Origin of the sequence: Streptomyces indicus, assembly GCF_900100315.1 — a bacterium.
In the GTDB taxonomy this organism is placed as follows: domain Bacteria; phylum Actinomycetota; class Actinomycetes; order Streptomycetales; family Streptomycetaceae; genus Streptomyces; species Streptomyces indicus.
In genome coordinates, this window is sequence record NZ_FNFF01000009.1 from 99,906 (window position 1) to 115,592 (window position 15,687).

The following is a 15,687-nucleotide window of genomic DNA, read 5'->3' on the forward strand; positions in this document are numbered from 1 at the left end:
GGGGAGGGCCGGCCGACGGCATGCCGGACACCGGGGCATACCGGGCACCGGGCACCGGGCATGCCGAAAGGGGCGCCCCCGCACAGGGCGCCCCTCTCGTGTGGAGGCCGGGGCCGGCGGCGAACCGGTGAGGGTGGTGTCAGGGCATGACCCGCCGCGGGCCCCGGTGGTTCAGGACCGGCTCACGACCGCCTCAGCGGCTGTCGCTGCCGGTCGACGCGGCCGCCGCGCGGCCCGCTTCCAGGCGCGCGACCGGGATGCGGAACGGCGAGCAGGACACGTAGTCCAGACCGACCTCGTGGAAGAAGTGCACCGACTCCGGGTCGCCGCCGTGCTCGCCGCAGACGCCCAGCTTGAGGTCGGGGCGGGTGGCACGGCCCTGCTTGACGGCGTGCTTCACGAGCGAGCCGACGCCGTCCTTGTCGATGGTCTCGAACGGCGAGACACCGAAGATGCCCTTCTCCAAGTACGCGGTGAAGAAGCTCGCCTCCACGTCGTCGCGCGAGAAGCCCCAGACGGTCTGCGTCAGGTCGTTCGTACCGAAGGAGAAGAACTGCGCGGCCTCGGCGATCTGACCGGCCGTGAGCGCGGCCCGCGGCAGCTCGATCATCGTGCCGATGGTGAGCTTGAGGTCGGTGCCGGTGGCGGCCTCGACCTCGGCGATCACCTGGTCCGCCTCGTCCTTGACGATCTCCAGCTCCTGGACGGTGCCGACGAGCGGGATCATGATCTCGGCGCGCGGGTCGCCCTTGGCGGCCTTGCGCTCGGCGGCGGCCTCGGCGATGGCGCGGACCTGCATGGTGAACAGGCCGGGGATCACGAGGCCGAGACGGACACCGCGCAGACCCAGCATCGGGTTCTGCTCGTGCAGCTTGTGCACGGCCTGGAGCAGGCGCAGGTCGTTCTCGTTGGCGTCCTTGCGGGACTCGGCGAGCGCGACGCGTACGGACAGCTCGGTGATGTCGGGCAGGAACTCGTGCAGCGGCGGGTCGAGCAGACGCACCGTCACCGGAAGGCCGTCCATCGCCTCGAAGAGCTCGACGAAGTCCTTCTTCTGGAGCGGCAGCAGCTCCTTGAGCGCTTCCTCGCGCTCGTCCTCGGTGTCGGCGAGGATCAGCTTCTCGACCATCTCGCGGCGCTCACCGAGGAACATGTGCTCGGTGCGGCACAGGCCGATGCCCTGCGCGCCGAAGCGGCGGGCGCGCAGCGCGTCCTCGGCGTTGTCGGCGTTGGCGCGTACGCGCAGGCGGCGCTTGCCGTCGGCGAAGGACATGATGCGGTGCACGGCGGCGACCAGCTCGCCGGCCTCCTCGGCGCCGGCGTGCATCCGGCCCTCGAAGTACTCGACCACGGGCGAGGGCACGACCGGGACCTCACCGAGGTACACCTTGCCGGTGGAACCGTCGATGGAGACGACGTCGCCCTCCTCGATCACCACACCGCCCGGCGCCGTCATCCGCCGCCGCTTGGTGTCGACTTCAAGCTCCTCGGCGCCGCAGACACAGGTCTTGCCCATGCCGCGGGCGACGACGGCGGCGTGCGAGGTCTTGCCGCCGCGCGAGGTCAGGATGCCTTCGGCGGCGATCATGCCGTCGAGGTCGTCGGGGTTGGTCTCACGGCGGATCAGAATGACCTTCTCGCCGGAGCGCGACCACTTGATCGCGGTGTACGAGTCGAAGACGGCCTTGCCGACCGCGGCGCCCGGGGATGCGGCGATACCGCGGGCGATCTTCTCGACCTTCGCGTCCTCGTCGAAGCGCGGGAACATCAGCTGCGCGAGCTGGGCGCCGTTGACGCGCTGGAGCGCCTCGGCCTCGTCGATGAGGCCTTGGTCCACGAGCTGTGTGGCGATACGGAACGCGGCGGCCGCGGTGCGCTTGCCGACGCGGGTCTGGAGCATCCACAGCTGACCGCGCTCGATGGTGAACTCGATGTCGCACAGGTCCTTGTAGTGCGTCTCGAGCGTCTCCATGATCTGCATCAACTGGTCGTACGACTTCTTGTCGATGTTCTCGAGGTCCGCGAGCGGCACGGTGTTGCGGATACCGGCGACGACGTCCTCGCCCTGCGCGTTCTGCAGGTAGTCGCCGTACACGCCCTGGTGGCCGGAGGCGGGGTCGCGGGTGAAGGCCACACCCGTACCGGAGTCGGGGCCGAGGTTGCCGAAGACCATCGAGCAGACGTTGACCGCGGTGCCGAGGTCGCCCGGGATGCGCTCCTGGCGGCGGTACAGCTTGGCGCGGTCGCCGTTCCAAGAGTCGAAGACCGCGGTGATGGCGAGGTCCATCTGCTCGCGCGGGTCCTGCGGGAACTCGCGGCCCGCCTCGGACTTGACGATCTTCTTGAACTCCTTGACCAGCTTCTGGAGTTCGGCCGGGCCGAGGTCGGTGTCCACCGTGACCTTCTTGGCCTTCTTGGCGGCTTCGAGGGCGTCCTCGAAGAGCTCGCCGTCCACGCCCAGGACGGTCTTGCCGAACATCTGGATCAGGCGGCGGTAGGAGTCCCACGCGAAGCGCTCGTCGCCGGCCTGCTTGGCGAGGCCCTTCACCGAGGCGTCGGAGAGGCCGATGTTGAGGACCGTGTCCATCATGCCGGGCATGGAGAACTTGGCGCCCGAACGCACGGAGACGAGCAGCGGGTCGTCGGCCTGGCCGAGCTTCTTGCCCATCTTCTTTTCGAGGGCGTCGAGGTGCGCACTGACCTCTTCGCGCAGCTCAGCGGGCTCCGTGCCGCTCTCCAGGTAGACCTTGCAGGCCTCGGTGGTGATGGTGAAGCCCGGAGGGACCGGAAGGCCGAGGTTGGTCATCTCGGCGAGGTTGGCGCCCTTTCCGCCGAGGAGGTCCTTGAGGTCCTTGTTTCCCTCGGTGAAGTCGTAGACGAACTTCTGCTTCTTGTTTTCCGACACGGGTCTCGACTCCTCGAGGCTCGGTGGCTGCCCTGACGTCGAGGAATGTACCCAGATCGAAGGCGTCTAGGGAGATACACCTGAGCGCCCTTCGGCCGTAACCACCCGTCCGCCAGGAGATCGAAAGTGACTCTTCGGTAGGCGAAGTTTTCATCCCCCGAAGGGGCCTTGACCTCATCCGGAGATTCGGCGCTCACATGAGCGGGATACGGAGCACTTGATTTCAAGTCTTGAACGCAAAAAGGGTGGCACCCGGTGCCACCCTTCAGGCTCCAGACACCCTCAAGATCCGCTCATGTGAGCGCTGGCCTTCTCAGGGTGGCGAGAATCACGCGATTATCGATCATCAATCGGCAGGCTTGCCGAGCCATACCGGCAGGCTCCCCGTGACACCCCGAGGCATCCCGGGGGCCTTCTCAGCCCCCGGACGTGTCCAGCTCCGCCTCTTCGCTGACGCCCGCGCAGTCGTACGGGTCCTTGAGCCAGCCGTCCGGCAGCACGACCCGGTTGTTGCCCGACGTACGGCCGCGCGGGCCGTCCGCGCCCACGGGCCAGGACTGGTCCAGGTCGAGCTCGTCGAGGCCCGCGCGCAGCTCCGCGAGGGAGGAGGTGATCGCGAGCCGCTTGCGCATCTCGGAGCCCACCGCGAAGCCCTTGAGGTACCAGGCCACATGCTTGCGGAAGTCGATGACACCGCGTGCCTCGTCGCCGATCCACTCGCCGAGCAGGGTTGCGTGCCGGACCATCACCTCGGCAACCTCTCGAAGCGAAGGGGCGGCCGGCTGCTGTACCCCCTCCGGCCCGCCGGAGCTCTCGAAGCTGCTGACCAAGTCGCCGAACAGCCACGGCCGGCCCAGGCAGCCGCGGCCCACGACCACGCCGTCGCAGCCGGTCTCGCGCATCATGCGGACCGCGTCATCGGCGGACCAGATGTCGCCGTTGCCGAGCACGGGGATCTCCGGGACGTGCTCCTTGAGCCGGGCGATCGCGGACCAGTCGGCGGTGCCGCCGTAGTGCTGCGCCGCCGTGCGCCCGTGCAGTGCGATGGCGGTGACGCCCTCCTCGACCGCGATGCGGCCCGCGTCGAGATAGGTGATGTGGTCGTCGTCGATGCCCTTGCGCATCTTCATCGTGACCGGCAGATCGCCCGCGCCGCTCACGGCCTCGCGCAGGATCGCGCGCAGCAGGTTGCGCTTGTACGGCAGGGCCGAACCGCCGCCCTTGCGGGTCACCTTGGGGACCGGGCAGCCGAAGTTGAGGTCGATGTGGTCGGCCAGGTCCTCTTCCGCGATCATGCGGACGGCCTTGCCGACGGTGGCCGGGTCCACCCCGTACAGCTGGATGGACCGGGGCTTCTCGGTCTCGTCGAAGTGGATCAGCTGCATGGTCTTCTCGTTGCGCTCGACCAGGGCGCGGGTGGTGATCATCTCGCTGACGAAAAGGCCCTTGCCGCCGGAGAACTCACGGCAGAGGGTGCGGAACGGCGCGTTGGTGATCCCGGCCATGGGTGCGAGCACCACGGGCGGCTGGACGACGTGCGGGCCGATGGTGAGCGGGGAGAAAGACTGCTGCGGCATCCCGCCATTGTCGCGCACCGGGCCCGATGCCGGACAGGGTCTTTAGTTAGGCGTACTTTTGATGTATGTCCTCGTCCATGCCGCTGCCGAGCTCGCCCGCCGAGACCCCGGGCTCCCCCGCCCCGACCCTGACCCACCGCCGGCGTCTGCTGATCCTCGGGATCTGCTGCATGAGCCTGCTCATCGTCAGTCTCGACAACACCGTCCTGAACGTGGCCCTGCCGTCCATGCGCCGGGAGCTGCACGCGGACGTGGCGGGCATGCAGTGGACCATCGACGCGTACACCCTGGTCCTCGCCTCGCTCCTGATGCTCGCGGGCTCGACCGCGGACCGGATCGGCCGCCGCAAGGTGTTCATGACCGGGCTCGTGCTCTTCACGATCGGCTCGGTGCTCTGCTCCCTCGCACCGAACCTCGAATCGCTGATCGCCTTCCGGATGGTGCAGGCCGTGGGCGGCTCAATGCTCAACCCGGTGGCGATGTCGATCATCACCAACACCTTCACGGAGCCGAAGGAACGGGCCCGCGCGATCGGCGTCTGGGGCGCGGTCGTCGGCATCTCGATGGCGGCGGGTCCGCTGGTCGGCGGGCTGCTCGTGGACTCGGTGGGCTGGCGCTCGATCTTCTGGGTCAACCTGCCGGTGGGCCTCGCGGCCCTGCTCCTGACCCTGCGCTACGTGCCGGAGTCCCGTGCCCCGAAGCCGCGCCGCGCCGACCCGGTGGGCCAGGTCCTGGTGATCGCGCTGCTCGGCTCGGTCACGTACGCGATCATCGAGGCGCCCGCGAAGGGCTGGCTCTCGGCGGAGATCCTGGCGTTCTGCGCGGTGGCCCTGTTCGCGCTCGCCGGACTCGTCTTCTACGAGGGCAGGCGCGAGGAACCGCTCATCGATCTGCGCTTCTTCCGCAGCGCTCCCTTCAGCGGCGCGACCGTCATCGCGGTGAGCGCCTTCGCCGCGCTGTCCGGCTTCCTCTTCCTGTCCACGCTCTACCTCCAGGACGTCCGCGGATACGACGCCCTGCACGCCGGACTGTGGATGCTGCCCATGGCGGCGATGTGCTTCGTCTGCGCACCGCTCAGCGGGCGCCTGGTCGGCAGCCGGGGCCCGCGGATCTCGCTCCTCGTCGCGGGTGTCGCGATGACGGTGAGCGGGGTCCTGTTCGCGGCCTTCGAGGCCGAGACCTCGAACACCTCGCTCGTCATCGGCTATCTGGTCTTCGGCATCGGCTTCGGCTTCGTGAACGCCCCCATCACCAACACCGCCGTCTCCGGCATGCCCCGCGCCCAGGCGGGCGTGGCCGCCGCGGTGGCCTCGACCAGCCGTCAGGTGGGTGGCACGCTCGGGGTCGCGGTGATCGGCGCGGTCCTCGCGGCCGGCATGGCCTCCGCGGCCTCGGGCGGCACGGACTTCGTGGAGGCGAGCAAGCCCGCCTGGTGGATCATCGCGGGCTGCGGTCTGAGCGTCCTGGTGATCGGCGCGCTGACCAGCGGGCGATGGGCGCGCGGGACGGCGCTGCGGACGGCGGAGCGCCTGGAGCACATGGAGGTGGCGGAGGGCTCGGTCAAGGTCTGAGGCTCAGCCGGCGAGGCCGGGCGGAGCGGCGGCCGAGTCCGGCGAGGTGGTCCGACGCTCAGCCGGCAGCGGAAGGGGCGGGCGCGTACAGCTGCTCCAGGCGCGCACGCGACTGCTCGTCCGCCGGGTAGTACGTGACCATCCGCGCCCCGGAGTCGGGGGTCAGCCACAGGTTGGTGTGGTTGAGGCGCAGCTCCCCCACGTGCGTGTTGAGCACGCGCTTCGTCTTCGAGGCGACGCCCACCACCTCGTGCCGCTCCCACACCTCGCAGAACTCCTCGCTCCGCTTGAGCCGCGCGAGCAGCGCCTTCCAGGCGGGTTCGGCGAGGTGCTCGGCCATCGCGGCCCGCAGCTTGGCGGCCATGATCCGCTTGGTCTCGTCGAGATCGCCGAGCGAGGCGCGCCACTCGGGGTGGGTGTAGGTGAGCAGGACGCAGTTGCGGTCCTCGGGCGGCAGCGCGTCGAGGTCGCAGAAGAGCCGGGCATACGTGCGGTTGTACGCCAGGATGTCGTAGCGACTGTTCTGGATGCAGGCGGGCACGGGCTCCAACTGCTCGAGCAGGCCGAGCAGTTCATCGCTGAGGGTGGGGCAGCGCGTGCCCGGTGCGGGGTCGGCGCTGCCGGCCAGCGCGAACAGATGGTGGCGCTCGGTGGGGTCCATGAGCAGGGCGCGGGCCAGGGCGTCGAGCACCTGCGGGGAGACCTGGATGGGGCGGGCCTGTTCCAGCCACGTGTACCAGGTGACGCCGACCGCCGAGAGCGCGGCCACCTCCTCGCGGCGCAGCCCTGGGGTGCGGCGCCGGGCTCCGCGCGGCAGACCGACCTGTTCGGGCGTGATGCGTTCACGACGGCTGCGCAGGAAGTCGGCGAGCTCCTGACGGCGGGCCTCGGGCTCGGTCGCGATCGCCTCGCGTCGGGCCTCGGGCTCCGACGCGGGTTCCTGACGGCGGACGTCCGGCTCCACGGCAAGGTCCTGACGGCGGACAGCGGGCTCCTGATGGCGAACAGCGGCTTCCTGACGGCGGCCCGCGGGCTCCGTCGCCGGCCCCGCGGCGGCTGTGTGCTGTGCCATCGTCGTCATGCCCCCAGGGTGCCGGTCGGCGAATGCTGTTGCCAGGTAGTGCTTGTACCAGGATAAGGACACTCTGGTACCAGGCTCAGCCGCGGCGGATCTTTGAGTGCGTGACCACTGCGACCACCTCCCCCGCCACCACCCGCCCCACGGCCGTCGACCACGGACCCGTGCTCGGCGGCCTCGGTCTGTTCACCGTGCTGCTCGGCGCGGCACTCCCGCTCATCGACTTCTTCATCGTCAACGTCGCCCTGCCCACCATCGAGCACGACCTCAACGCGGGTCCCGCCCTGCTCGAACTGGTCGTCGCCGGCTACGGACTCGCGTATGCCGTCCTGCTCGTCGTGGGCGGACGGCTCGGCGACCAGTTCGGGCGGCGCCGCCTGTTCCTGACCGGCATGGCCGCCTTCGGCCTGACCTCGCTCGCCTGCGGTCTCGCGCCCGACGCGTGGACCCTGGTCGGCGCGCGGGTCGCGCAGGGCGCGGCGGCCGCGCTGATGCTGCCGCAGGTGCTCGCCACGATCCAGGCCGCGACCAGCGGCCGGCGCCGCGCCAAGGCGATGAGCCTGTACGGCGCGACCGCCGGGCTCTCCATGGTCGCGGGCCAGATCCTCGGCGGCGTCCTGGTCGCGGCCGACATCGCGGGCAGCGGCTGGCGCGCGGTCTTCCTCGTCAACGTGCCGGTCGCCGCGGCCGGTCTGCTGCTCGCGGCCCGCCTGGTCCCCGAGAGCCGCTCGGCGCGGGCCGCCCGCGTCGACGTGCCCGGCACCCTGCTGCTCACCCTGAGCCTGCTCACCCTGCTCGTGCCGCTGACCGAGGGCCGGGCTGCGGGCTGGCCGCTGTGGACCTGGCTCTCGCTGGCCGTGTTCCCGTTCGCGGCCGCGGCGTTCTTCCTGGTGGAGCGGCGTGCGGACCGGTCGGGGCGGACCCCGCTCGTGCCGCCGGGCCTGCTCGCCCTGACCTCGCTGCGGCGCGGTCTCTCGCTGATCGTGCCCTTCTCGATCGGCTTCGGCGGCTTCATGTTCGTGATCGCCATCGTGCTCCAGCAGGGCCTGAGGATGGGTCCGGTCACGGCCGGGCTCGCCCTGGTCCCGATGGCGCTCGCCTTCTTCGTCGCCTCGCTGATCGGACCGCGGCTCGTCTCCCGCCACGGCACCCGCGTGGTCACGGCCGGCGGCCTGATCCAGGGGGCCGGTGTCGCGCTGATCGCGCTGGCGGCCTGGCGCGACTGGCCGGACCTCGGGGTGCTCGGGCTCGCGCCGGGTGTCGCGCTCGCCGGCTTCGGCCAGGGGCTCCAACTGCCCGTACTTCTGCGCCTGGTGCTCGGCGACGTGCCGGCCGACCGCGCCGGCGTGGGCAGCGGTGTCGTCGTCACCACGCAGCAGTCGGCGCTCGCACTCGGCGTGGCCACGCTCGGGGCGCTCTTCCTCTCCGTGGCGGACGCGGCGGGCCTGCGGGACGCGCTGCTCGTGACGCTGCTCGCCCAGCTGGGCCTGGTCGCGGTGACCCTGCTGCTGAGTCTGCGGCTGCCCCGGCAGATGGGCTGAGCCTCGCCGCCGGCGGAGAGGGCGAGGCCCCCGCCCACGACAACGGCCCGCAACTCCTTCGAAGTTGCGGGCCGTCGCTCATGCGCCTGGGTCAGCTGTTGTCGGTGCCTTCCTGCGGCGCGTCATCGGTCTGCGCCGCGCCCTGCGACCGCTCCTGCATCTTCCGTACGAGCTCCTGCTTGAGCTCCTCGGCCGACTTGCGGTCGTTCGCACGCGAGGTGGCGAGTCCGGCGTCGTTCTTACGGGACAGCTTCTTGCGCTGTCCGCCCACGCCGAGAAGGTTGTTCCGGCTCTTGGCCACGGGTGATTCCCATCAGGTGAGAGGTGGATGTGTCCGAGGGACGGGTCCGTGCCCGCCGGCTCTCACTCGTAGATCGGGAGATGGAAGTACATGGGGGCGACGGTAGCGGAGGGTGCGTGGCCCGCGCACCGGATTTTCGGGTGCGCCGACGGCCGGTCACCAGTACGGAAGCACGCACCTCCACGCGCATGACAGCTGACAGATATTGAAATCTGTCAGCTGTCATGCGAGAGTGGATGCACCCACCTCCTCAGAACGTCCAAGGAGCCCCTCATGCGCACCACCACCCTCGGCGCCACCGGCCCGCAGACCTCCGCCCTCGGCCTCGGCTGCATGGGCATGTCCGCGCTCTACGGGGACGCCGACCGCGCCGAGTCCATTGCCACGATCCACGCCGCGCTCGAAGCGGGCATCACGCTGCTCGACACCGGCGACTTCTACGGCATGGGCCACAACGAGCTGCTGATCAACGAGGCCCTGCGCACCGCCCCCGCCGCCCACCGCGAACAGGCGCTCACCAGCGTCAAGTTCGGCGCCCTGCGCACGGTCGAGGGCGGCTTCACCGGGTACGACGGCCGGCCGGCCGCGGTGAAGAACTTCGCCGCGTACTCCCTCCAGCGCCTGGGCACCGACCACATCGACATCTACCGGATCGCCCGCGTCGACCCCGACGTGCCGATCGAGGAGACGGTCGGCGCCATCGCCGAGCTGGTCGAGGCGGGGCACGTACGGCACATCGGCCTCTCCGAGGTCGGCGCCGAGAACCTGCGCCGCGCCGCGGCGGTCGCCCCCATCTCGGACCTCCAGATCGAGTACTCGCTGATCTCGCGCGGCATCGAGGCGGAGATCCTGCCGACCGCCCGCGAGTTGGGCATCGGCATCACCGCGTACGGAGTCCTGTCCCGCGGTCTGATCTCCGGCCACTTCACCCGCGACCGCAAGCTCGCCGCGAACGACTTCCGCGGCATGAGCCCCCGCTTCCAGGGCGAGAACCTGGACCGCAACCTCGATCTGGTCGAGGCCCTGCGGAAGATCGCCGAGCAGAAGGGCGTCACGGTCGCGCAGACCGCCATCGCCTGGGTGGCGGCCCAGGGCGAGGACATCGTCCCGCTCATCGGCGCCCGCACCCGCGCCCGTCTGACCGAGTCCCTCGGCGCGCTCGACGTGACCCTGGACGAAGCCGACCTCGCCGCGATCGAGCAGGCCGTCCCCGCGGACGCGGCTGCCGGCGAGCGCTACCCGGCGGCGCAGATGGCACACCTCGACAGCGAGCGCTGACCGGCCCACGGGTACGGTTCGACCATGGCCACCGAAACGCTGACCGCCGAGCGCATCCTCGCCGCGACCGAGGACGTGCTGCGGCAGTACGGCCCCACGAAGGCGACCGTCGTCGACGTGGCCCGTGCGCTCGGCGTCAGCCACGGCAGCGTGTACCGCCACTTCCGTACGAAGGCTGCGCTGCGCGAGGCCGTCACGAAGCGGTGGCTGGACCGCACCACGGACGAGCTGCTGCGCATCGTCGAGGACACCTCCGCCAGGGCCGAGGACCGGCTGCGCCGCTGGAACATCCACCTGTTCGAGGCCAAGCGCGCCAAGGCGGGTGCCGACCCGCAGCTCTTCGCCACGTACGAGGTGCTGCTGCGCGAGAACAGCGCGACGGTCGACGAGCACATCGCCGACCTCGTCGGCCAGCTGACCGCGATCCTCGAAGCCGGCCTGGACGGCGGAGAGTTCACCCTCGGCTCCGTCGAGCCCGCGCGCGGGGCCCGCGCGGTGTTCGACGCCACGGTCCGCTTCCACGACCCCGTGTACGCGGCCCAGTGGACGCTCCCCGGCATCGAGCAGGACCTGGACGCCGTACTCGACCTGCTGCTCTGCGGGTTGCGCGTCCGGGGCTGAACCGGGCGCGGCTCACGCCGACTTGCGCTCGCGCTCCAACTGCTCCGCGAGATCGGCCAGATCGCTCGCGTACAGATCGAACCGGTCCGTGTCCTTCGGCGGATCGCCGACCGGCCGGGCGACGTAGGCCGTACGCATCCCGAGGCGCTGCGCCCCGCGCAGGTCCCAGGCGTGCGCGGCGACCATCATCAGGCGCTCGGGCGGCAGGCCCGAGGCGGTGACGGCGAGCCGGTAGACCTCCGGATCGGGCTTGTACGCACCCGCCTGCTCGGCGGACAGGACCTGGTGCCAGCGCAGTCCGGCGTACGCGTTGAGCGCGAGCAGCGCGCCACGGCTCGCGTTGGACAGGCCGAGCAGCGGAAAGCGCTCGGCGAGCAGGGCGAGCCCGCTCACACTGTCGGGCCAGGGCGGCAGCCGGCGGCCCGCGGTGGCGAGTCGCTCGACGGCCGCCGGGTCCTCGGCCCCGGCGGCCGCGGCCACCGCCTCGGCGGCCTCGCGGTCGACGAAGTCCGTTGCGGCATAGGGCCGTTCACCCGCCGCCATGCGCTGCTGCTCGCGCTCGACGTGCTGCTGCCACAGCATGAGCAGTTGCTCGACCCGTCCTTCGTCGAGGGCGGGACCGAGCGCGCGGATCGCCGAGCGCAGCCCCGCGGGTTCGTCGACGAGCGTGCCGAGTACGTCGAAGACGAGGGCGTCGGTCGGTGCGTGCGGCATACGGGATTCTCCTGTGGGCCGGAAGCAGGGTCCGCCACCGAACCTACCCGGACCTCGGCCCGCAATCCGGGGCCGACCGGCGCGGCCATGGGGACGACGCGACCGGAACAGCCGGAACGTCGCCGGAGCAGCCCGAACGGCCGGAGGGCCGGAGGGGCCGGATGCGCCTCGGCCGGGGATCCGGGCCGCCGCGTGCCGGACGCCCGGGCCGCAGGGCGCGGGTCGCCGGTCGCGGGGCACGAGTCGCCGGTCGCGGGTCACGACAGCCCGTACACCGCAGCCGGGTTCCCACCTCCCAGGCCAGTAGCGCTCGTTCGCGCACCCCTCAGCCCACGTCCAGGACCGCCTTGCCCCGCAGCCGGCGGGTCGCGGGTCGCCGCTCGCGGGCCACGGGTCGCGGGTCACCGCTTGCGGGCCGCGGGTCACGGGTCGCGAGTCGCCGGTCGCGGGCCGCGACAGCGCGTACACCGCAGCCAGGCGCCCAACTCCCAGGCCGGTACGGCTCGTTCGCGCACCCCTCACCCCACGTCCAGGACCGCCTTGCCGCGCAGCCGGCGGTCGAGCAGGGCCCGTACCGCCTCGTCGTGGCGGGTCCAGGGCGTGCGGCGGCTGATGCCGGGGTCGAGGCGGCCCGCGGTGAGCTCGGCGGCGAGCCAGGTCAGGTCGGCCGAGAAGTCCGCGGCCGGTTCGCCGAAGAGGAAGAAGGTGCGGATCGTCCGGTCGTGCAGACCGTCGATCCCCCACAGCGCCTCGGGCGGCAGGACCGTGTCCTGCTCCGCCGAGCGCCCTACGCTGATCAGCGTGCCGTGCGGCTCCAACCGGGCGAAGGCGTCGACGAGTTGGGGCCCGCCGACGTTGTCCACCACCCCGTACACGGGCCGCTCCACGGAGGCCGGGTGCGCGTGCACTTCCGCCGCGCCCAGCCCGCGCAGCACCGCGGCCTGCGCGGGGTCGCGGCTGACGGCCACCACTTCCGCACCCGCCCGCGCCGCGAGCTGCACCGCGAAGCGGCCCACCCCGCCCGACGCCCCCGTGACCATCACCCGGCGGCCGAGCACCGAGCCCATCCGCCGCAGCACGTGCAGCGCGCTCAGCCCGGCCACCGGCAGGGTGCTGACGGCGCCGAGGTCCGCGTCCTCGGAGACGACTCCGAGGCGGGCGGCCGGCACCGCGCGCAGCTCCGCCCAGCCCTGCTCCCCGATCGTGACGACCCGGGTGCCCTCGGCCGGCCCCGATCCGTCCTGCGCCGCCTTCACCACGACGCCCGCCGCGTCCCAGCCGATCACGGTGCCGTCCGGGATCCAGGCTTCCGCGGCGCCGTGCACCTCGCCGAAGTTGAGCGATACGGCGCTCACCCGCACCAGGGCCTCGTCCGGCGCCGGCACCGGATCCGGCACCTCGGCCAGGGACAGGTGTCCTTCCGCGCCGTGATCGACCACAAGTGCCCGCATGTTGCCGCCTCCAAGGTTCCGCACCGCAGCGAATCGCGCCGGGACACGCCCGCGCCTCCGGGCCCGCCCCACCAAAGTGCCACAGTGTGGCACTTGCGCCATTAGAGCATACGCGCGCAGCGGGCGGTTCCCGTAGGCTGTGTGCATGACGACCGCGGCAACGCCCCTTTCCCTGCGTGAACGCAAGAAGCAGCGCACCCGGCAGGCGCTGGCCGAGACCGCGGTCACGCTGTTCGCCGAGCGCGGTTTCGACCACACGCCGCTGGACGCGCTGCTCGAAGAAGTCGAGGTGTCGCGGCGGACGTTCTTCCGCACCTACCGGTCGAAGGAGGACGTGACCCTCACGGCCGTCAAGGAGCTCTGGGCCACGTTCCTCGATGTGCTGGAGGAGCAGGAGCCGGCCGGGCGGCCCGCCGAGCGGTTCCGGGAGGCGATGCTGACGAGCCTGGGCCGCATGGACCCGGCGTGGTTCCCGAGGTTCGCGCTCACGCTGAAGCTCATCGAGGAGTCACCGTCCCTGCACGGCCACGCCCTGCTCCACTGCGCGGAGATCCAGGCGGGGGTGGCCCGCAGGCTCGACGCGCCGGACACGCTGGAGACACGGCTGCTGATCGAGTACTGCGTGGCCACGTGGCGCTGCGCGCTGGACGAGTGGCTGCCCGAGTGCGCGCCCGAGGAGCTGGCGCCGCAGGTGAGCCGCGCGTTCGCCGCGATGCACCAGACCCTCGGCCGGGCCTGAATCCAGAGCCACAAGGGCTCTTTCGCAAAGGACCCTCCCTACCCCTCCGAGGGATCCACCGTCGCCTGATGCTCCCCCGCCAGGTGCTCCTCGGCCTTGAGCCAGGGCAGGAACTGGGCGGTGCGGCGCCAGCCGCAGGTGCCGCAGACGAGGACGCGCTGCATCCCCGACTTGCTGACCTGGACGGTGTGTTCCCGGCCGTGCTGGTCCCAGCGGCTGACTCTGCTGGTGGTCATGGACGGCATCGGTGCCTCCTGGCACATCCGACACTGGGCGGCTATGGGCGCCGCCCAGTGTGCAGCATCCGCAACATCAACAGGGCCTGCCGTACGGGATGTTCACCACTCCTTGTCCGCACCATGCGCGAACCCCCAGCTCCCGCGGAGGGGAGCTGGGGGTTCGCGTCAAGCGGTGATGACCCGGCGGTGCCGGTGGCGGCTCAGCAGCCGACCAGGCGCTGGGCCAGGTAGCCCTCGATCTGGTCGAGCGAGACGCGCTCCTGCTTCATGGAGTCGCGCTCGCGGACCGTCACCGCGTTGTCGTCCAGGGTGTCGAAGTCGACCGTGACGCAGTACGGCGTGCCGATCTCGTCCTGGCGGCGGTAGCGGCGGCCGATGGCGCCGGCGTCGTCGAAGTCGATGTTCCAGTTGGCGCGCAGCGCCTGGGCCAGGCCCTTGGCCTTCGGCGACAGCTCCGCGTTGCGCGACAGCGGCAGGACCGCGACCTTCACCGGGGCGATGCGGTGGTCGAAGCGCATGACCGTGCGCTTCTCCATCTTGCCCTTGGCGTTGGGCGCCTCGTCCTCGAAGTACGAGTCGAGCATGAAGGCGAGCATGGTGCGGCCGACACCGGCCGCGGGCTCGATCACGTACGGCGTGTACTTCTCGCCGGCCTCCTGGTCGAAGTAGACCAGGTCCTGGCCGGAGGCCTTGGAGTGCGCCGAGAGGTCGAAGTCGGTGCGGTTGGCGACGCCTTCGAGCTCGCCCCACTCCGAGCCGCCGAACTGGAAGCGGTACTCGATGTCAGCGGTGCGCTTGGAGTAGTGCGAGAGCTTCTCCTGCGGGTGCTCGTACCACCGCATGTTCTCCTCGCGCAGGCCCAGGCCGGTGTACCAGTTCCAGCGCTGCTCCATCCAGTACTCCTGCCACTTCTCGTCCTCGCCCGGCTTGACGAAGAACTCCATCTCCATCTGCTCGAACTCGCGGGTGCGGAAGATGAAGTTGCCGGGCGTGATCTCGTTGCGGAAGGACTTGCCCATCTGGGCGATGCCGAACGGGGGCTTCTTGCGCGCGGTCGTCTGCACCTGGCTGAAGTTGGTGAAGATGCCCTGCGCGGTCTCGGGACGCAGGTACGCGACCGAGCCGCTGTCCTGGGTCGGGCCGAGGTGCGTGGAGAGCAGACCCGAGAACTGCTTGGGCTCGGTGAACTGGCCCTTGGTGCCGCAGTTGGGGCAGTTGATGTCCGCCAGACCGTTCTCCGGCGCGCGGCCCTTCTTCTCCTCGTACGCCTCTTCGAGGTGGTCGGCGCGGTAGCGCTTGTGACACGAGGTGCACTCGGTGAGCGGGTCGGTGAAGGTGGCCACGTGACCCGAGGCCTCCCAGACCTCGGTGGCCAGGATCACCGAGGAGTCGATACCGACCACGTCCTCGCGCGAGGTGACCATGTAGCGCCACCACTGGCGCTTGATGTTCTCCTTGAGCTCGACGCCCAGGTGTCCGTAGTCCCAGGCGGCGCGCTGACCGCCGTAGATCTCACTGCAGGGGAAAACGAAGCCACGGCGCTTGCTCAGGCTGACGATGGTGTCGATCTTGTCGGCGGCCACGGTGCTCTCTTCAGTACGACGGCGAAGAAGCGCGCTGGATACGCGCTCCTGGAGCGAAGACTTCAGGTTACCGGCGGGGCCTACCCCCG

At 70.8% G+C, this 15,687-nt stretch carries 13 protein-coding genes; 5 read left to right on the forward strand and 8 right to left on the reverse strand.

The genetic code is table 11. From position 1 onward, the window contains the following. Window positions 1-193: 193 nt before the first annotated feature. The gene (ppdK, locus tag BLT97_RS22260) at window positions 194-2,905 is read right to left on the reverse strand and encodes a pyruvate, phosphate dikinase (RefSeq protein ID WP_093612906.1); all 2,712 of its coding nucleotides are present in this window, start codon (window positions 2,903-2,905) and stop codon (window positions 194-196) included. 416 nt (window positions 2,906-3,321) lie between these two features. After that, window positions 3,322-4,482 (reverse strand): tRNA dihydrouridine synthase DusB, encoded by a 1,161-nt coding sequence (gene dusB, locus BLT97_RS22265; protein WP_093612908.1) that lies wholly within the window; start codon window positions 4,480-4,482, stop codon window positions 3,322-3,324. Window positions 4,483-4,547: 65 nt separating this feature from the next. On the opposite strand from dusB, the gene BLT97_RS22270 reads away from it, so the two are divergent. Next, window positions 4,548-6,053 (forward strand): MFS transporter, encoded by a 1,506-nt coding sequence (locus BLT97_RS22270; RefSeq protein WP_425442746.1) that lies wholly within the window; start codon window positions 4,548-4,550, stop codon window positions 6,051-6,053. A 58-nt stretch (window positions 6,054-6,111) separates the two neighbouring features. Here the strand turns inward: BLT97_RS22270 and BLT97_RS22275 are convergent, their stop codons facing one another. Beyond that, window positions 6,112-7,134, reverse strand: coding sequence for a helix-turn-helix transcriptional regulator (locus tag BLT97_RS22275; protein WP_245769473.1), 1,023 nt, complete (start codon window positions 7,132-7,134; stop codon window positions 6,112-6,114). Between the two features lie 23 nt (window positions 7,135-7,157). Between BLT97_RS22275 and BLT97_RS22280 the strand changes: the two genes are divergently transcribed. After that, on the forward strand, window positions 7,158-8,672 hold the full coding sequence (locus BLT97_RS22280; RefSeq protein ID WP_093612912.1) for an MFS transporter: 1,515 nt from the start codon (window positions 7,158-7,160) through the stop codon (window positions 8,670-8,672). A gap of 91 nt (window positions 8,673-8,763) precedes the next feature. Here BLT97_RS22280 and BLT97_RS22285 read toward each other — a convergent pair whose 3' ends face one another. Continuing rightward, window positions 8,764-8,973 carry a DUF6243 family protein gene (locus BLT97_RS22285; RefSeq protein ID WP_093612914.1) on the reverse strand — a complete coding sequence of 70 codons (210 nt, stop codon included), beginning with the start codon at window positions 8,971-8,973 and terminating at the stop codon, window positions 8,764-8,766. 273 nt (window positions 8,974-9,246) lie between these two features. Here BLT97_RS22285 and BLT97_RS22290 point away from each other — a divergent pair, with 273 nt between their 5' ends. Both BLT97_RS22290 and BLT97_RS22295 read left to right on the forward strand, forming a co-directional pair. Next, window positions 9,247-10,251, forward strand: coding sequence for an aldo/keto reductase (locus tag BLT97_RS22290; protein ID WP_093612916.1), 1,005 nt, complete (start codon window positions 9,247-9,249; stop codon window positions 10,249-10,251). 24 nt (window positions 10,252-10,275) lie between these two features. Then, window positions 10,276-10,872: a TetR/AcrR family transcriptional regulator gene (locus tag BLT97_RS22295; protein ID WP_093612918.1), complete on the forward strand. Its 597-nt coding sequence runs from the start codon at window positions 10,276-10,278 to the stop codon at window positions 10,870-10,872. A gap of 12 nt (window positions 10,873-10,884) precedes the next feature. Here BLT97_RS22295 and BLT97_RS22300 read toward each other — a convergent pair whose 3' ends face one another. Beyond that, window positions 10,885-11,586: a haloacid dehalogenase type II gene (locus tag BLT97_RS22300; protein ID WP_093612920.1), complete on the reverse strand. Its 702-nt coding sequence runs from the start codon at window positions 11,584-11,586 to the stop codon at window positions 10,885-10,887. Window positions 11,587-12,104: 518 nt separating this feature from the next. Beyond that, entirely contained in the window at window positions 12,105-13,037 is a 933-nt protein-coding gene (locus BLT97_RS22305; protein ID WP_093612922.1) for a zinc-binding dehydrogenase, read from the reverse strand. A gap of 145 nt (window positions 13,038-13,182) precedes the next feature. Here BLT97_RS22305 and BLT97_RS22310 point away from each other — a divergent pair, with 145 nt between their 5' ends. Next, a complete protein-coding gene (locus BLT97_RS22310) occupies window positions 13,183-13,776 on the forward strand; it encodes a TetR family transcriptional regulator (RefSeq protein WP_093612924.1) in 594 nt (197 codons plus the stop codon). 38 nt (window positions 13,777-13,814) lie between these two features. Here the strand turns inward: BLT97_RS22310 and BLT97_RS22315 are convergent, their stop codons facing one another. Further along, window positions 13,815-14,021 carry a hypothetical protein gene (locus tag BLT97_RS22315; protein ID WP_093612926.1) on the reverse strand — a complete coding sequence of 69 codons (207 nt, stop codon included), beginning with the start codon at window positions 14,019-14,021 and terminating at the stop codon, window positions 13,815-13,817. Between the two features lie 194 nt (window positions 14,022-14,215). Next, entirely contained in the window at window positions 14,216-15,598 is a 1,383-nt protein-coding gene (locus BLT97_RS22320; RefSeq protein WP_093612928.1) for a glycine--tRNA ligase, read from the reverse strand. Window positions 15,599-15,687 lie beyond the last annotated feature (89 nt).